The 20,336-nt window shown below is 66.7% G+C and carries 18 protein-coding genes and 1 pseudogene; 6 read left to right on the plus strand and 13 right to left on the minus strand.

The genetic code is table 11. From position 1 onward, the window contains the following. Positions 1-44 precede the first annotated feature (44 nt). A complete protein-coding gene (locus tag OU419_RS15480) occupies positions 45-977 on the plus strand; it encodes a GntR family transcriptional regulator (protein WP_254474026.1) in 933 nt (310 codons plus the stop codon). Positions 978-1,065: 88 nt separating this feature from the next. Then, positions 1,066-2,352 carry a glycosyltransferase gene (locus tag OU419_RS15485; protein ID WP_254474024.1) on the plus strand — a complete coding sequence of 429 codons (1,287 nt, stop codon included), beginning with the start codon at positions 1,066-1,068 and terminating at the stop codon, positions 2,350-2,352. A gap of 14 nt (positions 2,353-2,366) precedes the next feature. On the opposite strand, the gene OU419_RS15490 is transcribed toward OU419_RS15485, so the two are convergent. From OU419_RS15490 to OU419_RS15505, 4 genes are all read right to left on the minus strand, one after another. Then, entirely contained in the window at positions 2,367-3,413 is a 1,047-nt protein-coding gene (locus tag OU419_RS15490; RefSeq protein WP_254474022.1) for an AraC family transcriptional regulator, read from the minus strand. A 227-nt stretch (positions 3,414-3,640) separates the two neighbouring features. Beyond that, positions 3,641-4,849: a DSD1 family PLP-dependent enzyme gene (locus OU419_RS15495; RefSeq protein ID WP_254474111.1), complete on the minus strand. Its 1,209-nt coding sequence runs from the start codon at positions 4,847-4,849 to the stop codon at positions 3,641-3,643. Positions 4,850-4,934: 85 nt separating this feature from the next. Continuing rightward, positions 4,935-6,329, minus strand: coding sequence for a D-arabinono-1,4-lactone oxidase (locus OU419_RS15500; RefSeq protein ID WP_254474020.1), 1,395 nt, complete (start codon positions 6,327-6,329; stop codon positions 4,935-4,937). Between the two features lie 16 nt (positions 6,330-6,345). Next, positions 6,346-6,714, minus strand: coding sequence for a c-type cytochrome (locus OU419_RS15505; protein WP_254474018.1), 369 nt, complete (start codon positions 6,712-6,714; stop codon positions 6,346-6,348). Between the two features lie 291 nt (positions 6,715-7,005). Between OU419_RS15505 and OU419_RS15510 the strand changes: the two genes are divergently transcribed. After that, positions 7,006-7,890, plus strand: coding sequence for a DMT family transporter (locus OU419_RS15510; RefSeq protein WP_254474016.1), 885 nt, complete (start codon positions 7,006-7,008; stop codon positions 7,888-7,890). 18 nt (positions 7,891-7,908) lie between these two features. Here OU419_RS15510 and OU419_RS15515 read toward each other — a convergent pair. From OU419_RS15515 to OU419_RS15525, 3 genes and pseudogenes are all read right to left on the minus strand, one after another. Further along, positions 7,909-8,088: pseudogene (locus OU419_RS15515) on the minus strand (MFS transporter); the annotation flags it as partial. Between the two features lie 56 nt (positions 8,089-8,144). Continuing rightward, on the minus strand, positions 8,145-9,617 hold the full coding sequence (locus tag OU419_RS15520; RefSeq protein WP_254474014.1) for an aldehyde dehydrogenase family protein: 1,473 nt from the start codon (positions 9,615-9,617) through the stop codon (positions 8,145-8,147). Positions 9,618-9,836: 219 nt separating this feature from the next. Beyond that, complete coding sequence (locus tag OU419_RS15525) at positions 9,837-10,577, minus strand: AraC family transcriptional regulator (protein WP_408004956.1); 741 nt, start codon at positions 10,575-10,577, stop codon at positions 9,837-9,839. A gap of 238 nt (positions 10,578-10,815) precedes the next feature. Between OU419_RS15525 and OU419_RS15530 the strand changes: the two genes are divergently transcribed. The 3 genes from OU419_RS15530 (at position 10,816) to OU419_RS15540 (ending at position 13,681) form a co-directional block, all read left to right on the plus strand. Further along, positions 10,816-12,201, plus strand: coding sequence for an NAD(P)/FAD-dependent oxidoreductase (locus OU419_RS15530; RefSeq protein ID WP_254474010.1), 1,386 nt, complete (start codon positions 10,816-10,818; stop codon positions 12,199-12,201). An 11-nt stretch (positions 12,202-12,212) separates the two neighbouring features. Continuing rightward, positions 12,213-12,572: a cupin domain-containing protein gene (locus OU419_RS15535; RefSeq protein ID WP_254474008.1), complete on the plus strand. Its 360-nt coding sequence runs from the start codon at positions 12,213-12,215 to the stop codon at positions 12,570-12,572. 308 nt (positions 12,573-12,880) lie between these two features. Then, on the plus strand, positions 12,881-13,681 hold the full coding sequence (locus OU419_RS15540; RefSeq protein WP_254474006.1) for a lytic transglycosylase domain-containing protein: 801 nt from the start codon (positions 12,881-12,883) through the stop codon (positions 13,679-13,681). A gap of 134 nt (positions 13,682-13,815) precedes the next feature. Here the strand turns inward: OU419_RS15540 and OU419_RS15545 are convergent, their stop codons facing one another. The 6 genes from OU419_RS15545 to OU419_RS15570 all read right to left on the minus strand — a co-directional run bounded on the left by OU419_RS15545 (position 13,816) and on the right by OU419_RS15570 (position 20,241). Beyond that, positions 13,816-14,910 carry an arginase family protein gene (locus OU419_RS15545; RefSeq protein WP_254474004.1) on the minus strand — a complete coding sequence of 365 codons (1,095 nt, stop codon included), beginning with the start codon at positions 14,908-14,910 and terminating at the stop codon, positions 13,816-13,818. A gap of 174 nt (positions 14,911-15,084) precedes the next feature. After that, entirely contained in the window at positions 15,085-16,236 is a 1,152-nt protein-coding gene (locus tag OU419_RS15550) for a M24 family metallopeptidase (protein WP_254474002.1), read from the minus strand. Between the two features lie 90 nt (positions 16,237-16,326). Further along, complete coding sequence (locus OU419_RS15555) at positions 16,327-17,166, minus strand: ABC transporter permease (RefSeq protein ID WP_254473997.1); 840 nt, start codon at positions 17,164-17,166, stop codon at positions 16,327-16,329. Next, complete coding sequence (locus OU419_RS15560; RefSeq protein ID WP_254473995.1) at positions 17,163-18,014, minus strand: ABC transporter permease; 852 nt, start codon at positions 18,012-18,014, stop codon at positions 17,163-17,165. Before OU419_RS15560 ends, OU419_RS15555 begins: the two co-directional genes overlap by 4 nt. A 1-nt stretch (position 18,015) precedes the next feature. After that, positions 18,016-19,134, minus strand: coding sequence for an ABC transporter substrate-binding protein (locus OU419_RS15565; protein ID WP_254473993.1), 1,119 nt, complete (start codon positions 19,132-19,134; stop codon positions 18,016-18,018). A 27-nt stretch (positions 19,135-19,161) separates the two neighbouring features. Further along, positions 19,162-20,241: an ABC transporter ATP-binding protein gene (locus tag OU419_RS15570; RefSeq protein ID WP_254473991.1), complete on the minus strand. Its 1,080-nt coding sequence runs from the start codon at positions 20,239-20,241 to the stop codon at positions 19,162-19,164. Positions 20,242-20,336 lie beyond the last annotated feature (95 nt).

Genomic DNA, 20,336 nt, shown 5'->3' on the forward strand with positions numbered 1-20,336 from the left:
TAAGGGGCTCGCACCGCCCAAAGCCCTGTCGGAGAGAGAACGGCTTGAGCAAGGACACCGAAAAAAAACCGCGCACCAACCACCTGGAACTGGCCCGGCGGATCATCGAGCATGCGCAGGACACTGGCCTGGGCGATGGCGATGCGCTGTCCGAACAGCAACTGGCGCGCAACTTCGGCGTGTCGCGCACGCTGATCCGCGCCAGCCTCGACCTGCTGCTGGAACAGCGCCTGGCAGCCCACGAGCCGGGCAAGGGCTATCGCCTTTGCGCCGACCCTTCGGCACAGGTGCTCGGCTCTGCCTTGCCCCAGGCCGAGGAGGAGGAGCTGGCCGCCTCGGTGCTGCGCGACCGCATGGCCGGCCGCCTGGGCAACAGCCTCAGCGCCAGTGAACTGATGCGCCGCTACGACATCGGCCGGGCAGCCGCACAGAAGGTGCTGACGCAACTGAGCGAAGACCAGGTGCTGGAGCGCGGCGCCGGGCAGAGCTGGTCGTTCCGCCCGCTGCTGAACAACCTCGCGGCGCTGGAAGACAGCCTGCGCTACCGGTTGATCCTCGAACCCGAGGCCCTGCTCGCCCCCGGCTTCGACCCCGACCTGGCGCGCCTGGCGCTACTGCGCGGGGCAATGGAGGAACTGCTCGCCGCGCCTATCGAACGCTTCGATATCGTGCAGTTCCGCGAGCTGGACATCAGCTTCCACGAACTGATCGCCCAGGGTTGCGGCAACCGCTTCGTCGGCGACGCACTGCTCCAGCACCAACGCCTGCGCCGCCTGCCCAACCTGCTGCCGATGGTCAGCGTGCACCGCCTGCAGGAAGCCCTGCGCGAACACCTGCGGATCATCGAGCAGATCGAGCGCGGCCAAGTGGAAATCGCCGCCGACCTGATGCGCCTGCACCTGCGGCTGTCGTCAGCACAGCGGCCGCAGACCGCCAACCGCGGGATTCCACAGTCGCCAGCCGGACCCCGTCGGTGATTATTTTTCATCTTCGGTGTTTTTTTTAGCGAAAAAATGCACTATCAGTTTCAAGCAGTACCCCACCAGTAGCACCGTGGACGCGTCTATGAAGCCAAGAACCAAAACCATCGCCTTCTTCCCCGAAGCCAGCTTCGGCGCCGCGCTCAACTGCATCGGCATCGCCCAGGCGCTGCGCGAGCTCGGGGCGCGTCCGGTGTTCATCTGCCACTCGCACTTCCAGGGCATCTTCGCCGAGTACGGCTTCGCCGAATACCCGCTGCAACTGGACTCGCCGCTATCCGCCGCCGAGCACCAGCACTACTGGGAGCGCTTCATCGAGCGCAACGTTCCCTACTTCGACCAGACACCGCTGGAACAGATCGACAGCTACGTGGCGCCGGCCTGGGACGCCATCATCGACACCGCCATCGAGTCGGAGAAGCCGCTGCAGCAACTGCTCGCACGGTTGAAGCCGGACGCCATCGTGCTGGACAACGTCGTCACCTTCCCGGCCATCGCAGCCGCCGGCTGCCCCTGGGTGCGCATGGTCTCCTGTGCGGAAACCGAGCTGCCCGACGCCGCCGTGCCACCCTATCTTTCCGGTGCCAGCAGCAGCGATGGACAGGCCTGCGCAACCTACCGCGAGCGCTATCTGCAAGCGACGAAGCCGGCGCACGAGCGCTTCGCCCGCTTCCTCGCCGAATGCGGCCACCCCGCCCTGCCCCCCGGCCAGTTCCTCGAAGACTCGCCCTGGCTCAACCTGCTGCTGTCGCCGACGCCGGTGCGCTACAGGCGCGAGAAGCCGCTGCCGGCCGAACGCTACCTGTACCTCGACGGCTGCGTCCGCAGCGAGGCGCCCTATGTGCCGCCACAATTCCCCCGCCATGACGATGCGCCGCTGATCTACGTGAGCTTCGGCAGCCTTGGCGCGGCCGACGTGGCAATGATGCAGCGCCTGATCGACGCCGTGGCACTGCTGCCCTACCGTTTCCTGATCAACGTCGGCGCCTACCGCGAGCACTACGGCACAGTACCGGACAACGTCTACCTCGATAGCTGGTTCCCGCAACCTGCGGTGCTGCGCGAATGCCAGCTGTTCATCCACCACGGCGGCAACAACAGCTTCTGCGAAGCGCTCTACTACGGCTTGCCGTCGGTGATCATCCCTTATTGCTGGGACGGCCACGACAACGCCCGGCGCGCCGAGGAAGTCGGCGTGGCGCGCTACCTGCCGCGCTTCGAAGACCCACTGGCAGCACTCCCCCGGGCTCTCGCCGAACTGCTCGCCGACAATGCCATGCACCAGCGCCTGGCCGCCGCGCGCGAAACGATGCAGGCCTCGCGCGGAACCGAGACGGCAGCACGAGCGATTCTCGGCATCTGCGCCGACTGATCGTTGCTCGGTCCCTACCCTTGAGCCGAAGCCACCGCCTCGTCGCGGCAGGCGGACGGACTCTGGCCGGTCCAGCGCTTGAAGGCTCGGCGAAAGCCGCGCACATCGCTGTAGCCAAGGGCCTCGGCGATGCGTTCCAGAGGCATGTCCGGATTGTTCAGCAGACTCATGGCACGCGTCCGGCGCACCTGGTCCTGCAGGGCCTCGAAGGTCATGCCGTGTTCGCCCAGGCGCCGACGCAAGGTACGGCTGCTCATGTTGAGGCCGGCGGCAACCTTGTCGATGTGGCTGCCCAGCGACAGGTCGCGGAGGATGGCGCGCTCCACCGATTCCAGCAGGTCCATCTGTTGTCGCGCCTGGGCACTCTCGGCTTCCAGCAGGTTGAGCGCCTGGCGCAGGGCGACGGGCTGGTGGCCAGGCAACGGCAGGTCCAGGCAATGACTGGCGATCACCATGCGGTTGTGCAGGCAGCCGAAGTGCAGGTTCGGCCCGAGCAGGCGCCTGTATTCTGCCTCGTAGCTCGGCGCGGCATGTGTGAACTCGAAACGCAGGGGCTCGAACGCAGTGCCGATCAGTGCGCGGTTGTACACCAGCAGGCTGGCGAAGAACTCCTCCACCGCGAACCTCTGGATGTCCGCATGTGGCAACCGGCATTCGACTTCGACGAAGCTCTCGTCGGGGCCTTCGAGCAGGTTGCAGACCGCGATGCCACCGGTGGTGTGCTGGAAGCGCCGGCCGGTCTCGAAGGCATCGCGCAGGGTCTTGCACAGCGACAGCACGTGCCCGAGCAGGCCGAGCGTACCGAGCACATTGCGATGGCCGACCCACAGGCCGAGGCCGCGCTCCGGCAAAGCCTCCAGGGCCCGTTGAATCATGCTCGCAGCCTGGCGGTAGGAGATACGCTGGGCCGGGTCCTGCAATTCTTCGACGGTAAAGCCGAGCCCGCGGCACAGGCGCTCGCCACTCACGCCCTTGTCGCCGGCGACCTCGGCAAGGGTCTGCAACAGGAAAGGCGAAACCAGGGCCAGGTCGAACTGCGCGTCGATGGGAGTACTGGGCATGGGAGCTGTTCTCGAACTGGAGCGCCTGACGTTCTTGTTTTGTGGGAGCCAGTGCGCGGCGGCGCCATCATAGCGTGTTCGCGCGCATCCCAAGAACGAGCGTAACAGAATATTACAGACTCCCGGCAAGCCTCGGCGGACCGGCGCCGTCAGCACTGGCGCGCAGTTGCGGACAGAAAAAAACCCAGGTCGCAGGCCCGGGTTTCTTCATCTGGATGAGCCGGAACTCAGGTGTAGACCGGCCAGTGTTCGACGATTCGTCCCTCGCGCACCGCCAGCAGGTCACCGAACTGCAGGAAGATCGACTCGGACTGCGTGGGCCGCAGGAATACCTGGTCGTCCACGCCCAGGCCGACGGCATGGGAGCCGTTGATCATTTCCTGGTTCGAGCTGCGCCCGTACAGCCCGTTGAATTGCAGCCCCCGGGGCGACTCGGGCTCGGCCATCCAGTTGCCGCCGTAGACGAAGAAGGTCTCGCGCAGGTTCGGGTCCCACCAGGAGAACAGCGCGGACTTTTCGTCCAGCGCCGGCATCCGCACCGCGCCGGTGCTCTTGAGCACCGGCGTGGCAATGAAGGCCGCGCTCTGGTGATCCATCAGCGACGGCAGGTCGTAGTGAGTCGGCTTGACCAGCGCCGACCCTACCGAAACCTCGGTGCTGGTGCGCTCGTTCTCGTGCATCCTGTAGCTCGGGCTGCCGGCGGTATTGAGCGTCAGGCCCGGCTTCCACAACGGCGCATGCTGGGTGCGGGCGTAGTCGACGAAACCGTCGTAGAGCTTCATGACCTTGGCGAAGAGTTCTTCCGGCGAGCCGAGGATGCCGGGCACGCCCATGCCGACGAAGGGGTCGTAACCCATGAAGCCGGCGAATTCCAGGTGCTGCGGGTTGGCGCCGATCAATGCGAGCATCTGCCCGAGGGTCGCGTGGTCCGCCACGCCACCGCGGTGCAGCCCGACGTCCAGCTCGATGTTGATCCGCAGCCGGGTGTTGAGTGCCCTGGCCAGCTCCAGATATTGCTGCAGGCGCTCGGGCGTATCCAGCAGCCATTGCAGTTGAGCGCTCGGGTCGAACGCGCCGCGATGGTTCGCATAGAACTCCTGCGCGGAACGTACCGGCAGCGGCTTGCCCAGCAGCAGGTCGGCATCGGTAAAGCGCTCGGCATCATGATTGAGGAATGGCTGGTGGAACGACATCATCCGCCGGGTGCCCGCGCGCCTGGCGATGTAGTCGAGCAGTTGCGGCGACGGCAGCGACTTCTCCACCAGACGCAGGTGCTTGCCGGTGCGGCGCACCGACCGCATCACCACATCGACGTTGTGGTCCAGGCGGTCCAGGTCGATCAGCATGACCGGGCGCATCGGGCCGTGCTCGCGCATTTCGCGGTTGAGCCGGGCAAAGTATTCGTCATACGGGGCGCCGTTATCCGATGGCCGCAGCCAGGCTCCCGCCCCCGCCAGCAGCACGCCCGCCCCGGCCGCACCGACGATGAAATTGCGTCGTTTCATGGATTCTCCTTCCTTGTCAGGCCACGCCCAGGATCGAGGACAGGTGGGCATTGAGGAACTTGCCCTGCGGGTCCAGCGCCTGGCGTACTTCGGTGAACTCCTTCCAGCGCGGATACAAAGGTTGCAGCGCCCGCGCATTCAGCGTGTGCAGCTTGCCCCAGTGAGGCCGCCCCGCGTATTTCCAGAAGATCGGCTCGACGGCGGCGAAGAAGTTGTGGTGGTCCATGCTGTAGTGCTGGTGCACGGAGATGGAGCAACTGTCGCGCCCCTCGAACATGCTCAGCGGAATGTCGTCGGCCTTCACGTAGCGGTACTCGATGGGAAACCAGGTGCGCAGGTCCCGGTCGTTGATCAGCTTGAGGATTTCCCGCAGGCAGGCCGGACCGTGCTCGGCCGGGACCGAATATTCCATCTCGTTGAAACGTACGTTGCGCACGTTGGCGTAGATCTCGTAGGAGTCGTCCACGCGGTCGTCGAAGCTGGCGATGTGGCGCAGGCTGTTGAGCAGGAAGCTGCGCGCGGCCGGGAAGTCGCTGCCGTACTTATCGAGGTTCTCGATCAGGCCGACGAACTCGTTGCCCCCCTCCTTGGCCGGGTCCTGCGGCGGAGTGGCCGGGTCAGTGGTCTCGTTGAGCGCGATGGACAGCGCGTAGTCGGAATGGGTGATCACCTGCATCTCCCAATGCTGGTTCTCGCGGGTGTTCTTCTCCACGTCCTCCAGCAACTCCTCGGTGCTGGCCACCCACTGTTTCTCGCGCAGGCGGTAGGCCGCGCGGTTCTGCATTCGCACCCGGGTGGCGACGCCCAGGGCGCCCAGGGAAACCCGCGCGGCGTTGAACACCTCGGGATGCCGCCGGGCGTCGCAGTCCAGAACCTCGCCGCTGGCTGTCACCAGTTGCAGGCCGGTGACGGTGGACGAATAGGAGCCGAAGCCGACTCCTGTGCCGTGGGTCGAGGTGGAAATCGCCCCGGCCAGGGTCTGGTAATCGATATCGGCCATGTTCGGCAGGGCCTGGCCTACCTCCTTGAGCGCCGCCCCCATGAGCGACATCGGCGTGCCGGCGGCGAATTCCGCCTGCAAGGTACTGGCATCGTGTCCGAGCAGACCGTTGAAGTAGGCGAGGGAAACCAGCGTGCCGTCGGTGGGCACCAGGGCGCTGAAGGAGTGGGCCGAGCCGACCGGGCGGACCTTGCCCTGGGCCTGGCGGATGATCTGGACCAGCTCGTCCAGGCTCTGTGGCGCAAGGCGCGCCAGCGGCAGGCAGCTCTGCCCGCCGGACCAGTTGCGCCAGGGAATCAGGCGCGGGGCGCGAGCCGGTTCGGCCGCCAGCGCATGACCGGAAAACGCCGCGAAGGCGCCGGCAACGCCGGCACGCCACAGCAGTTGGCGACGGGTGAGATGAATGGACATCGAACGAGCCCCCCGGTTATCGGACCTGCTGGCCGGACATGAAGGAAATCAGGGCGAGGAACTCGTCCTCCGAGCACTGCATGCACATCCCCATCGGCGGCATGCCCTTGTAGCCGTTGATGCTGTGATCCAGCAGGCTATCGCCACCCTGGGCGAGCCGTGGCTGCCAGGCCTTGGCATCGCCGGTCTGCGGCGCCCCGGAAGCCGGGTTGGCGTGGCACAGCTTGCAACTGCTGTCGTAGATCTTCGCCAGGGCGGGATCGCTGGGGGCCAGGGCGGCGGTGTTGCGGGTGCTGGCTGGCGGCGCGTCCTCGCCACAGCCGCCGAGCAGCGCGGCCACCGCCAGCACGGCAGCCGGCAGCAGCGGTGTTGCGGGTTTCAGCATGATGCTCCCCTTTTCTACCGCACCGGGAAGACGGGCGCGGATTATTGTTGGCATGGGTAGAGCGACGTTAAGCCAGGCGCCGCCCGCCACTAAGGGCATTGGCGGCCAACAAGGGGGCAATGGGGGACAACCCGGCGGCCACCCCGAGTGCCGCCTCGGCACTCGCCGGCACTGCGATGGAAAAAGCTGCGGCACGAGACCTTCCCAAGCCTTGCGGGCGCCCGGCAAGATAACCGTGCTTGCCGCCGCGATCCGGTGGCCTACTTTCTTGCCTTGCACCCCGGGAGCCGTATGCAACCGCGCGACTTTGCCGCCTACCTGTTCCTTGCGATCGGCTGGGGGCTGTCCTTTCTCGTGCTGCTCAAGGCCATCGCCGGGTTCGGCTGGGTCGGCGCGGTCAGCTTCCGTGCACTGATCGCCAGCTTCACGCTGTTCGCGGTGGCCAGGCTATCCGGACGCAGGCTGAATTTCGAAGGGCTGTGGAAGCCGCTGTGCGTGGTGGGCGCCACGACGGTGGCAGGCCAACTGATCGGCATGACGTATGCCACTCCGCGCATCGGCACCGCGATGGCAGCGATCTTCGTCGCCGGCATTCCGCTGTTCTCCATGCTCATCGGCCGCCTCTGGGGCCTGGAGCGCATCACCTGGAGCGGCCTGGGCGGCTTGGTGCTGGGCTTCTGCGGCATGGTGCTGCTGGTGGGTTTTCCGGCGGTGCCGATCACCCACGAATTCATCCTCGGCAGCGCGGCCTCGGTGTTCGGTGCGATCTGCGCGGCTTTCGGCAGCAACTACGCCAGTCTGAAGCTGCGTACCGCCGGCCCCTGGGAAGTGACCTGCGGCGCCTTCCTGATCGGCGGGCTGCTGACGCTGCCGCTACTGATCTGGGTGCCGGTGCCCGGTATGCCAGAGCCGGTCGACTTCCTCTTCCTGCTGCTCTGCGGCTGCGTGCTCAGCGCAGTGAACTACGTCGTCTACTTCCAGCTCGTCGCGCGCATCGGCGCCACCCGAACCATCAGCGTGGAGTTCGTCGTCACTGTGGTCGCCGTGCTGGTCGGCGCGCTGGTGCTGGGCGAAAGCCTTTCGCTGATGCAGGGTGTGGGCGCACTGATCATCCTGGTCGGCTGCGCTCTGGTGCTCGGCCTGATACCGGGCACCAGAGCGCGCGCAGTCAGTTGATAGCCTGCACCGGCACGGCGCCGCCGCGCCATACAGCGCTACGCCGGACGGATTGCGACCGGTGGCGATGAGGATGGCGGTGGCAATGCTCGATGCCGTGCCCAGCGCCGCGCCGACCTGGTAGCTGAAGGAAATCCCCGAATAGCGCATCGCGCGCGGGAGCTGCTCGGCGAGGAAGGCCGGGATCGGTCCCAGGAAGAAGCCGGCCAGCAGCCGTAGGGGAATAGCCTGGAACAGGTTATCCCCCTGCGACATCACTTGATGTACCACCCCCAGGGCCGGTCGCTGAGGTACTCGGTGACCTGCTTGGTCTCCAGGTAGTTGTCCAGGCCCCAGACACCCAATTCGCGGCCGATGCCGCTCTGCTTGTAACCGCCCCAGGGCGCCTGGGTGAAGGTCGGCTGCGAGCAGTTGACCCACACGATGCCGGCACGCAGGGCACGGCTCACGCGCCGGCAGCGCGCCGGGTCGACCGACATCACCGCTGCCGCCAGGCCGAACTGGCTGTCGTTGGCCAGGCGCACGGCTTCGGCCTCGTCCTTGAATCGGCGCACGGCAAGCACCGGGCCGAAGATTTCTTCGCGCCAGACAGCGCTGTCCAGCGGCGCGTCGAGGAACACCGTGGGCTCGACGAACCAGCCCTTGTCCAGATGCGCCGGGCGCTTGCCTCCGGTAGCCAGTTTCGCGCCGTCGCGCACGCCAGCCTCGATGGCCTGCAGCACCTTGGCATGTTGACCGGCACTGACCAGCGGGCCGAGCAGCACGCCCGGCTGCAGGCCGTTGCCGATGGTGATGCGGCGGGTTTCTTCCACCAGGCGCTCGATCAACCGGTCATGCAGGCCATCCTGCACCAGCAGGCGCGAAGTGGCGCTGCATACCTGGCCCTGGTTCCAGAAGATACCGAACAGGATCCACTCCACCGCTGCCTCGATATCGGCGTCGTCGAAGACGATGAAGGCCGACTTTCCGCCCAGTTCCAGGCTGACGTTCTTGATGTCCTGGGCAGCCGCCTGCATGATCGCGCGCCCGGTCGGCACGCTGCCGGTGAAGGCCAGCTTGTCCACGCCCGGATGCGCCGAGAGCGGCGAGCCGGCATCGCGGCCAAGGCCGGTCACCACGTTGAGCACGCCCTTGGGCAAGCCTGCGGCATCCGCCGCGGCGGCCAGTTCGAGGGAGGTCAGCGGGGTCAGTTCGGAAGGCTTGAGCACGGCGGTGCAACCCGCGGCCAGGGCCGGCGCGACCTTCCAGGAAGCCATCAGCAGCGGGTAGTTCCACGGGATGATCTGCCCGGCCACGCCCACCGGCTCGCGCAGTACGCGGCAGGCGAAACGCTCGTCGGGCAGCGCAACCACTTCACCGTCGTCATTCAGCCCTTCGGCCAGGTCGGCGTAGTAGTCGAAGCAACCGATGGCATCGTCGATATCCCACTGCGCCTCGGGCAACGGCTTGCCGTTGTCCTGCACTTCCAGGCGGGCCAGGTCCTCGCGGCGGCCACGCAGGTTGTCGGCGATGGCGCGCAGGTAGCCGGCGCGCTCCTTGCCGGTGCTGCGCCCCCATTCGCCTTCATCGAAGGCGCGGCGCGCGGCCTGCACGGCACGGTCGATGTCCTGGCCGGTGGCAGCGGCCACTTCGGTCAGCACCGATTCGCTGGAGGGCTCGTAGACCTCGAAACGGCGGCCATCAGTGGGTGCCTGCCATTGGCCATCGATATAGAGCTGGTCGCGCATGCGAAGGTCTCCTGAACGTATTGGAATGCTTGTCGGCCGAGCATAGGGAAATGGGCGCGGGATTGATAACGCGGATGCCGTGCATGCGGGCACGCGCGGAGCGGCCATGCTGGCACATGGGCTGGGCAGGATGGGTGGAACCTGCGATCCCCATCGCCAGGGTCGCCAGCGATCGATGGGTATCGCTGCGCTCCGCGCCATCCTGTAAGAACGGCCCGATCAGGAGGTCGCCTTCTGCTCCAGGTAAGCCTTGGGCGACAGTCCCGTCTCCTCGCGGAAGCAGCGGTAGAAGGTCGATAGCGAGCGGAACCCCGCGGCCCGTGCCAGTTCGTCGATGCGCGTCATGCTGGTCGCCTCGTCCAGGCGGTCCAGCAGGTGCTTCAGGCGTAGCTGGTTGAGGTACTGGTAGAAGCTCAGGCCGAGCACCTGGTTGAGGAAATAGGAAATCTGGTTGCGCGTGTAGCCGGTGGCCGAGGCTACCTGGGTCATGTCCAGGTCGGGGTTGAGGTACGGCTGGCTCTGCTGGAAGTACTGCTGGATGTCGCCACCGAGCTGGCTCAGCTGCCGGGCCGACAGCCCCAGGCGGCTCCCAGCCATGCGGGGCTGCGGCTCGCTGGCGGTGTGTTTGGGCTGGCCAACCAGCGCGGCGTGCTCGTTGACCCGGATGATCAGGCCGTCACGCACACTGTAAGCCTCGCTGCTGCGGAACGACACCAGCCCCTGGGTACCGCGCAGCGTGACCTGGTATTGCAGGAAGGCCGTGTCGCCGTCCACCCGCAGGCGGTCGGTGTAGATCTGCGATTCATCGCCCGCCGCCGGCATGCTGCCGAGCAGATAGTCGCGCAGTTCCGCCGGAGGAATCCGGCGGCCCTGGAAGAAGTCGTTGTATTCCACCTGCGGATCGAACAGCGCCATCAGCGCCTCGATATCGTGGCGGCGCCAGGCCTGGTGGTAACGCATCACTACCGCGTGGGTGGCGGCGCTGGCCGGGTCGGGTTGGTAGATCGTGCCTGCCAGGGTGGCACTCCAGCCCTGTTCTTCGCTCATTGTTTCCCCCGCCGGTCTGGGCCGGCTCCACGTGCTCCGGGCGTGCCCGCAAAGAGCGGCGGCCCGTATGCCTGAGCCCCCGGAGCGATTACAAAACTCGGATGCGGCCCGAAGACCGCTTTTTCTTCCGACATTCTGCCGGAGTTTTCCGATGACATCCGCCCCTCTTGCGCACGCCGCTCCACGACCCTTCTGGCTCGATACCCTCGATCCCGCTCCCGCCGCGACGGCGCTGGAGGCCGATCGCCGCTTCGACCTGGTGGTGGTCGGCGGCGGCTTCACCGGTCTGTGGACCGCCCTGCATGCCCGCCTGCGCTGGCCCGGCGCGAGTATCGCGGTGGTCGAGGCCCGGCGTTGCGGCGGCGAGGCCAGCGGGCGCAACGGAGGTTTCTGCGCGCCAAGCATCTCCCACGGCGTCGACAACGCCCTGCGCCGCTGGCCGGAAGAGGCCGAGACCCTGGTGCGCCTGGGCCGTCAGAACCTCGACGAGTTCGCGGCAGACCTTGAACGCTTCGGCATGAACGTGGAGTTCGAGCGGCGCGGCAAGCTCAGTGTCGCCATGCAGCCCTGGCAGGTCGAGGGCCTGCGCGGCATGCAGCGCAACTACCAGCGATTCGGCATCGACTGTGAGTGGCTGGAAGGTGCCGAACTGGCGCAGAAACTCGACTCGCCCCTGTACAAGGCCGGCGTGTTCGAACCCAACTACGCGCTGCTCAATCCGGCGAAGATGGCCGCCGAACTGCGCCGGGTGTGCCTGGAACAGGGTGTCGAGCTGTTCGAGAACACCCCGGTCCACGAGCTGCACCAGCGCGGCGACCGCCTGATGCTGCGCTGCGACCGTGGCGAGCTGGAAGCCGGACAGATCGCCCTGGCCACCAATATCGCGCCGCCGCTGCTCGGCCACCTGAACTCCAGCGTGATCCCGGTGTACGACTACTCGCTGGTCACCCAGCCACTCACCGATGACCAGTTGCGCGCCATCGGCTGGGTCGACCGCTACGGCATCGCCGATGCCGGAAACCAGTTCCACTACCTGCGCAAGACCGCCGACAACCGCATCCTCTGGGCCGGCTTCGACGCCATCTACCACTTCGGCAGCTGCCGCGACGAAGCCCTGACCCAGCGCCCGGAAAGCTTCCAGCGCTTGGCCGAACAGTTCCGCGAAGCCTTTCCGCAGCTCGGCCCGATAGAGTTCAGCCATGCCTGGGGCGGCATCATCGACACTTCGGCGCGCACCACACTGTTCACCGGCTGCGTGCTCGGCAACCGCGTCGCCTATGCGCTGGGCTTCACCGGCCAGGGCGTGACGGCCAGCCGCTTCGCCGCGCTGAACATGCTCGACCAGTTGGGCGGCGAACGCACCGAGCGCACCCAACTGCGGATGACCTCGCAGAAACCCTTCCCCTTCCCGCCCGAGCCGCTGCGCTATCTGGGCGTGCGCCTGGCGCAGCGTTCGCTGGCCAGGGAAGACCGCACCGGCCGCCGCGACCTGCTGCTCAAGACCCTCGATGCCTTCGGCGTCGGTTTCGATTCCTGATGGAGAATCTCATGTCCACCCTGCCCCGCCATGTCATTGACTTCGCCAACCCCCAGCTCGCCCCGCAGGAGCGCGAGATCAACGACCCGGCCATCGTCGATGCGCCTTACCGGAGCCGTAGCTGGCGGCACTTCGGCGCCCCCGAAAAGAACGCTGTCGCCGGTATCTGGGAGGCCGGCGTGCACCTGGAGCGCTGCGAGTGCGACTACGACGAGCTGTGCCACATCCTCGAAGGCAGCGTGCGCCTGACCGACTCGGACGGCGTGGCCAAGACCTTCGGGCCGGGGGATTCCTTCGTGGTGGCGGCGGGCTTCAAGGGCACCTGGGAGAACCTCACGCCGGTGCGCAAGGTGTACTTCATTCTGGGCTGAAGACTGCGCCTGGGCAGGCTCACGCCTACAGGCAACGGGTGCGCCATGAGCGGATTCATCCGCGAGTTGCCCACGGCGGACGCAGTCCGCTCCCACGCAACGGCGGCCCATCGGAAGCGCCGTCCGCCCGGCCCACCATGACGCCCGCAAGCCGTACGTCTGCGCACGCTCCACGGTGAAATGAAACGGCTATAACTAGCGGAACGAAACGGCGGGCCGCCGGGTTCTTGCCGGCAACGCCCGCTCCTATTGGCCTTTTCCCCAGCCCAGTTCAGGCGTGCCCAGCCTGATCGGCGCGGAGCGCTGCGATGAGTTACAGAGCTTGGCGATGGGCCCGCAAGTGCATACCCGGATGCTTCGGTCTGGCCTTGCTGAGCGCTCCGCTCTTCGCCAACGCCCAGTTCACCTGCCACGCCCGCGACGGCACCACCAGCCACAGCAGCCATGCCGTCCCCGGCGCGCGCTGCACCCAGCACAACAGCAAGGCCGGCCAGGGCGCCAAGGCAAAGGCCGCGGCGCCACTGGCGCGCGGCAGCGCTTCGGGCGCGGAGCGAATCCGCGTGTACACCTTCGTCCATAATGGCGTGCGCCAGTATGTGAGCCGCCGCCCGGTCGGCATCACCGCGCGGGTCGATGTGCTCGACGTCTACTACATCAAGGGCTGCTACCTGTGCATGGCGCCGAAGGATTTCAACGTCGCAGCCCTGCGCCTGGACACCCGTTCCTATCGGCGGGAAATCGAATCGGCATCGACGCGCTATGGCGTCGACCAGGCGCTGGTGCGGGCGGTGATCCACGCCGAATCGGCGTTTCAACCCAACGCCGTCTCCATCGCCGGCGCCCAGGGGCTGATGCAATTGATGCCAGACACCGCCGTGCGCTTCAACGTAACCAACCCGTTTGATGCGCGGCAGAACATCCGTGGCGGCGTGCGCTACCTGGCCTGGCTGCTCAAGCGCTTCAACGGCAACCAGAGGCTGGCGCTGGCCAGCTACAACGCCGGTGAAATGACCGTCGACAAGTACAACGGCATCCCGCCCTACAGCGAGACGCAAACCTACGTCGCCCGCGTGCAGTCCCTGACCGAGCGCTATCGCAACCATCGCTGACGGGGTGGTTCGGTGAGGGTTCGCGAGCTTGCTCGCGAACCACATGTGAAGCGACGTAGGGCGCATAACCTGGAACAGGTTATCCGCCGGGCCATCCGCCCTACGAGGCTAGCGCGAACCGGGCACGCCGGGGCTCAGGCGAACCTCCACCCCGCCGCCGCCAGCCGCGTATCCAGCGCGGCCAGGTCGGCTTCCACGCGCGCAGCCGGTTCGGGCATGTACGCCAACGGATCGGTCAGCGTCGATGGCTGGCCGAGGAAGCCTTCCGTCGCGGCATGCAGGCAATAGGCGCTGTAGGCCGGGTTGTAGCCGCCCTCCTGCACCACCAGCAGCCGCCCGTCGCAGAGTTCGTCGGCAAGCGCGCGGGCACGGCGGGCCAGGTGGTTGAAGCCCTGCATGGTCACCAGTTGGCGGCCATTGGGGTCGAACTGCGAGGCGTCCAGGCCATTGGCGATGATCAGCAGGTCCGGCTTGAACGCTCGCAGCGCCGGCTCCACGAAGCGGCTGAAGACCATTTCGTAGAGCTGGTCGCCCGAGCCCATCGGCAGCGGCAGGTTGAGGTTGCTGCCCAGACCCGCGCCATGACCGCGCTCGTCCGCCGCGCCAGTCTGCGGGTGGCTCGGCCCCCAGGCGCCGTGGTCCATGTGCAGCGACACGGTGAACACCGATGGATCGTCGTAGAAGCCTTCCTGGGTGCCATTGCCGTGGTGCACGTCCCAGTCGACGATGGCCACCCGCTCAAGCCCCGCCGCCTGCGCAGCCCGCGCGGCGATCCCGACGTTGTTGAAGAAGCAGTAACCGTCGGCCATCGCCGGCGCCGCGTGGTGGCCCGGCGGGCGCACCAGGGCCATCGCCGGGTTGCCGGTGGCCAGTACGCTTTGCAGCGCCTGCACGCTGGTGCCGGCGGCGGCCAGAAGCCCGGCCAGGCTGCCGGGGGACATCAGCGTGGTACTGCTGAAACGCTTGCCCTGCGCGTCCGCTGCGAAGATTCCACGCAGATAGCCGGCATCGTGGAAGCTCAGCAGTTCTTGCTCGCTGGCATGACGGCCCTCATGCCAGCGCAGCGAGCCCGCAACCGGCCCGCGCTGGAGAATGGCGCGCATGTTGAGCAACCGGGGATTGCTCTCCGGGTGTTGCAGTTGTTCGGCCAGCAGTTCGCTGGGCGGCGCCTCGAAGACGCCGGCGGCGGTGTCGTGGCGCAGCACGTCGTCGTGCCAGAAAACATCCATCGTGTGACTCATCGGAAACCCTCGGATTCCATCACTGCGCCCGCAAACGCAGGCACGCTTCAAACAGGTTGATACGGGTTTGCATTGGGCCAGAGAACTCGGCGGGCGGCCGAAGACAGTGCTTAGCACGGTGAGGCCGCCCAACGAGGTCATGCGGCTGAAGGCGAGCCTGTGTCAGTCGATGACCGTCAGCTCCGGCGGCAGCTCTGACAGGCTTGCCGAACCCTTCTCGCCACACAGCACGGTGTCGCCGAGCTTGATACCGAAGCCTTCGTTGTACAACGACAGGTTGGGCTCGATGGAGAACGACATGTTCGGCTGGAACACGTGATCATCGGCCTCGTCCACCATCATCGCTTCCAGCCAGGTCGGCGGGTACGCGAGGCCGAGGCTGTAGCCGATGCGGTGCACGCGGGTGCGCGAGAGGTCGATGCGGTCGAGGATCTGGTTGCACACGCGGTTGGCCTCGCCCACTGGCGTGCCGGGTCGGGCGATATCGATGGCGGCGTTGAAGGCCTCGGTGAGCAGGGTCGCCACTTCTTTCACCCGCGGGCTGGGTTTGCCGATCACGGCGGTGCGCATGAGGATGGCGTGGTAGCGGTTGCACACGCCGGCGTGTTCGAGGATCACCACGTCGCCGTGGCTGATGGTCTGGCGGTGCGGCATGGCGTGGGTCATGGTGCTGCGGCGGCCGGTGGCACACATCGGGCTGATCGCCGAATACTCGCTGCCGGCACGGCCCAGGGCGTTGGCCACGATACCGGCCACTTCCACCTCGGAGATACCCGGGCGCAGTGCTTCGAAGGCGGCCAGCATGCCCTGGTCGGCCATGCGCGCGGCGCTGCGCTGGTACTCGATTTCCTCGGCGGTCTTGATCAGGCGGTTCTCGGCGACCAGGGGGCCGGCATCTTCGAAACGGGCCTCGGGCATATAGCCCAGCAGTGCGTTGTACTGTGCCGGGGAGAAGGTCGAGGCGGTCATTTCCAGGCCTATGCGCGCTTGGGAGAGGCCCGCCTGGGCGAGCACGTCGGCGACGATCTTCAGCGGGTCCTGCCTGGCGATGTCATAGAAGATCGCCTCGTCGATGCACGACAGCTCCCAGGTGCAGGGCTCCTCGCTGGTGCGGGTGAGGAACACCGGCTCCGCCAGCTTCGGCGAGATGATCAGCGCCTGGTACCAGAGGAAGCCCAGGCTGTCGAAGCCGCTCAGGTAGTTGATGTTGTCCGGGTAGTTGACCACCAGGGCATCCAGGCCACGATCGGCCATGCGGCGTTTGACGGCTTCGACGCGTTGACGGTAGGTGCGCGCGGGAAAAGCGGTAAGCATGGGGATTCCCTCCTCAGGGACAAGGTGCGTTCGACAGACAGGTTGTGCGGCCGCCAGCCAGCGGCCCGGTGTGGAGCGGATGAAGCGCGGTCAGGCAGGCGGTCGGCGCCGTTCGAAGTACATGCGCAGCAGCATCACCGCCAGGGTGAGGACGATCATCAGGGTGGACACGGCGGCAATCGCCGGGTCGAGGTTGTAGCGCAGGCCGTCCCAGATGCGCTTGGGCAGCGTCACCACGCTCAGGCCGCTGGTGAACAGCGTCACCACCACCTCCTCCCAGGACATCACGAAGCCCATGAAAAAGCTGCCCAGCAGGCCGCCGCGCACGTTCGGCAGCAGCACGCTCCACAGCGTCGGCCAGAGCCCGGCGCCGAGCGAGCGCGATGCCTTGTACAAGCTCAGGTCGAGCCGTGCATAGGCCACCAGCATGGCGATCACCGAGTACGGCAGCGCCATCAGCAGATGGCCGAAGCCAACGCCCAGCAGGCTGTCGAGAATGCCCAGGCGTGCATCGAGGTAGTAGATCGACATGGCCGAGACCACCTGCGGCACGATCATCGGCAGCAGCACGATGGCGGTCAGCAGCGTGCGGTAGCGGCGTTGCAGCCAGATGCCGGTGGCGAACAGGAACGCCAGCGCCGTGGCCAGCGCGCCGACCAGCAGTGCCAGCCCCAGGCTCTGCAGGATCGACAGCAGCCAGGCGCCATCGAACAGCGTCGCGTAGTGGCGCAGCGACCAGTCGCCATCCGGGAAGGCCAGGTAGCGCTGGTTGCCGAACGACAGCGGCACGATCACCAGGATCGGCAGCATGAGGAACAGCGCGGCCAGTACCAGGCCGAACCAGGATAGCCAGCGCCCCAGCGGCAGGCGCGGCGGCTGCGGTTTGTCTCGCTTGGGCATGGCGCAGACGAAGGTTCCCTGCGGCGTCACAGCTCATTCCTCCCCAGCAGGCGGCGGAAGCCGACCAGTTGTCCGAACAGCAGTGCGCAGCCGACCACCAGCAGCATCAGCACGATGCTCAGCGCCGCGCCCAGGCCCCAGTTGGAAAGCTGGAACATCTGCACGTAGATGTACTCGGCGAGCATGGCCGCCTTGCCGCCGCCCAGCAGCGCCGGGGTGACGAAGCAACCCAGGCTGAACACGAAGACGATGGCGGACGCGGCGACCACGCCCGGCAGGGTAAGCGGGACGAAAATATCGCGCAGCGTCTGCCAGCGGCTCGCGCCGAGGCTGCTGGCGGCACGCAGCAGGCTGTCATCGACCTGACGCAGCGACGACAGCAGTGGCAGCACCGCGTACGGCACCATGAAATGCACCATGCCGATCAGCGCACCCAGCTCGTTGCGCACCAGCGGCGGCGGCGCATCGAACCAGCCGGTGGCCATCAGCCCCTGGCTGACCAGCCCGCCATTGCGCAGCAGCACCAGCCAGGCGAATGCGCGGATCAGCATCGACAGCCAGAACGGCAGCAGCACGAACAGCTCGATCAGTTGCCGGCCGCGCGGCGTCGCGAAACGCCAGCGGTAGGCGATCAGGTAGGCGATGCCGACGCTGATCGCAGTCGTCAGCAGGCAGATGCGCAGCGTGCGCCAGATAACCGTCTGCAGGTTGGCGTTGTCGGCGATGGCCATGTAATTCTGCGTGCCCCACTCCGGCAGGCTGAAGCTCCAGCCCAGCACGCCGAGGGTCGGTAGCAGGTAGCCGACCACAACCAGCAGCGGCAAGGGCAGGATCAGCAGGCCGTAGACCGGCAGCACGCCAGGTGCCAGGCGTCGCATCTCAGCCTCCGATCAGCGCCAGGTAGCGCTCCAGGGTTTCGCCGTAATGCTCGGCGTGCCACTTGTTGTTGAGCGATACCTGCTTCTTCAGGTTGTCCGGCGCGGTGGGGTTGATCGCCTGCAGCTGCGGGCTGAGCAGCTCGTTGGCCGCCAGGTTCACCGGCCCCATGTTGTAGACCTCCATGAGCCTGGCCTGGACCTCCGGGCGTAGTGCGTAGGCGATGAACTGCATCGCGGCCTTGGCGCCGGCGGGATTGTTCTTCGGCACCATCCACACCGACGGCGAGACGATGCCGCCATCGAAACTCCAGTCGATCCTGCCGCCGGTATCGTTCTTCACCAGCTCCGCGCGGGTGTGCCACAACTGCGCCATGCTCACCTCGCCGTCGCGGATCAGTTGCTGCGACTCGGCGCCGGTAGACCAGTGAGTGGCGATGTGCGGCAGCAGTTCCTCGATCTTGCGCAGCGCGCGGTCGACATCCAGCGGATAGAGCTGCTCGGGCGGCACACCGTCGGCCAGCAGCGCGCACTCGAGGTTGGCGCTCATCCACTTGTAGAGAGTGCGCTTGCCCGGGTACTTCTTCACATCCCAGAAGTCCGCCCAGGACTTGGGTGGGTTCTTGCCGAACTGCTCGTGGTCGTAGCCGATCACGTAGCTGTAGCTGTAGTTGGCGAGACCGAAATCGTGCACATCGCCGTAGCCGATCAGCGACCTGTCGACGATGCCGAAATCGATCGGCGCAAGGAACTTGTCCCGGCCCAGCCGGTAGGACGAATACATCTCTCCATCGCACACGTCCCAGCGCACCGCACCGCTGTTCACCTGGGTCTTCAGCGCGCCCTCGGTCGGCCCGCTGCCATCGATCTTCAGGGCCAGCCCCGCTACCTGGCCGAAGCCGCCGAAGCTCTTCTCGAAGGCCGGCACCGCATCGCCGCCCCAGTTGGCGACGACCAGGTTGCCGGCGGCGAAGGCGCGACCGCCCATGCCGAACGGCAAGACGCTGGCGGCGGCGAGCAGCAGCAGATTGCGGTTGAAGTGGCGGCGGCTGATGCCGGCCCGCTCGGCGCGCTCGGCGGCGACCTCCAGTGCATCTTCGATGAAGCCTTGGCGTTCGTTCATGTGATTGCTCCCCGATCGTTGTTTTCGTTATGCGGACAACAGGTGGCAGTTCTGCGGCGACCAACTGCACCAATAGCGCTGGCCGCTGCGCAGGCTGCCCAGCATTGGGTGCGAAACCGGCAGGCGCAGGTCGATACGCTCGCCCTGCTCCAGCATCAGTTCGAGATTGACGTGGGCGCCCTGGTAGGTGGCGTTGCCCGCGGTGGCGCACAGGCCGTTGTCGCGGCCGGCGTCATGCAGCGGGCGCAGGTCGATGTGCTCCGGGCGCACGGCCAGCCACTGCCGCGCGCCGTCGCCGGGCTGCGCCGCCTGGGCCACGCGCAGATGCTGGCCCCGGTAGTCGCATAGCGTGGCTTCGGCTTCGCGACCGAGCACGCCGACCTCCAGCAGGTTGGTGTCGCCGAGGAAATTGGCGACGAAGCGGCTGGCCGGACGCTCGTAGACCTCACGCGGGGTGCCGACCTGCTCCAGGCGCCCCTTGTTGAACACTGCGATGCGATCCGACAGGGCCAGGGCTTCTTCCTGGTCGTGGGTGACGAAGACGAAGGTGGTGCCGAAGTCCTTGTGCATGCGAGCCAGCTCGCCCTGCATTTCCTGGCGCAGGCGGCGGTCCAGCGCGGACAGCGGCTCATCGAGCAACAGCAGCCTGGGCTTGAACACCAGCGCACGGGCCAGCGCCACGCGCTGTTGCTGGCCGCCGGAAAGCTGGCTGATGCCCCGCCCGCCCATCCCGGCCAGGCCGACGCGCTCCAGCACCTCGGCGACGCGGCGCTCGATCTCGGCGCCCGGCACCTTGCGGATGCGCAGCGGGTAGGCAACGTTCTGCGCCACGCTCATGTGCGGAAACAGCGCATAGCCCTGAAACACCACGCCGAACTCGCGCTGGTCCGGCGGCAGCCGGGTGATATCGCGGCCACCCTGCTCGATGCGCCCCTCGCTGGGCTCGACGAAGCCGGCGAGCATCATCAGCGTGGTGCTCTTGCCCGAGCCCGAAGGCCCCAGCAGGGTGAGGAACTCGCCCTGGCGGATGCTCAAGCTGAGGTCGCTCAGGACCTGCAGATTGCCATAGCGCTTGCCCAGTCCGAGCAAGTCGACGAAATGCTGCATGGCGGGTCTCCAGCCGTTTGTTCTTGTAGGTGCTGTTCGCCGGCCCGCGTGACGGGACTTCGGCGTTCGACTTGGGGCGATCATCTCCAGTAATT

This window comes from Pseudomonas triclosanedens, from assembly GCF_026686735.1.
Classification (GTDB): Bacteria; Pseudomonadota; Gammaproteobacteria; order Pseudomonadales; family Pseudomonadaceae; genus Pseudomonas; species Pseudomonas triclosanedens.

What these genes read in the sequence shown, in the direction of transcription:
- OU419_RS15485 (WP_254474024.1), top strand. Translation starts at nt 1,066, where the DNA reads ATGAAGCCAAGAACCAAAACCATCGCCTTCTTCCCCGAAGCCAGCTTC.
- OU419_RS15490 (WP_254474022.1), bottom strand. Translation starts at nt 3,413, where the DNA reads ATGCCCAGTACTCCCATCGACGCGCAGTTCGACCTGGCCCTGGTTTCG.
- OU419_RS15500 (WP_254474020.1), bottom strand. Translation starts at nt 6,329, where the DNA reads ATGTCCATTCATCTCACCCGTCGCCAACTGCTGTGGCGTGCCGGCGTT.
- OU419_RS15505 (WP_254474018.1), bottom strand. Translation starts at nt 6,714, where the DNA reads ATGCTGAAACCCGCAACACCGCTGCTGCCGGCTGCCGTGCTGGCGGTG.
- OU419_RS15510 (WP_254474016.1), top strand. Translation starts at nt 7,006, where the DNA reads ATGCAACCGCGCGACTTTGCCGCCTACCTGTTCCTTGCGATCGGCTGG.
- OU419_RS15520 (WP_254474014.1), bottom strand. Translation starts at nt 9,617, where the DNA reads ATGCGCGACCAGCTCTATATCGATGGCCAATGGCAGGCACCCACTGAT.
- OU419_RS15525 (WP_408004956.1), bottom strand. Translation starts at nt 10,577, where the DNA reads ATGCGTTACCACCAGGCCTGGCGCCGCCACGATATCGAGGCGCTGATG.
- OU419_RS15530 (WP_254474010.1), top strand. Translation starts at nt 10,816, where the DNA reads ATGACATCCGCCCCTCTTGCGCACGCCGCTCCACGACCCTTCTGGCTC.
- OU419_RS15535 (WP_254474008.1), top strand. Translation starts at nt 12,213, where the DNA reads ATGTCCACCCTGCCCCGCCATGTCATTGACTTCGCCAACCCCCAGCTC.
- OU419_RS15540 (WP_254474006.1), top strand. Translation starts at nt 12,881, where the DNA reads ATGAGTTACAGAGCTTGGCGATGGGCCCGCAAGTGCATACCCGGATGC.
- OU419_RS15545 (WP_254474004.1), bottom strand. Translation starts at nt 14,910, where the DNA reads ATGGATGTTTTCTGGCACGACGACGTGCTGCGCCACGACACCGCCGCC.
- OU419_RS15550 (WP_254474002.1), bottom strand. Translation starts at nt 16,236, where the DNA reads ATGCTTACCGCTTTTCCCGCGCGCACCTACCGTCAACGCGTCGAAGCC.
- OU419_RS15560 (WP_254473995.1), bottom strand. Translation starts at nt 18,014, where the DNA reads ATGCGACGCCTGGCACCTGGCGTGCTGCCGGTCTACGGCCTGCTGATC.
- OU419_RS15565 (WP_254473993.1), bottom strand. Translation starts at nt 19,134, where the DNA reads ATGAACGAACGCCAAGGCTTCATCGAAGATGCACTGGAGGTCGCCGCC.
- OU419_RS15570 (WP_254473991.1), bottom strand. Translation starts at nt 20,241, where the DNA reads ATGCAGCATTTCGTCGACTTGCTCGGACTGGGCAAGCGCTATGGCAAT.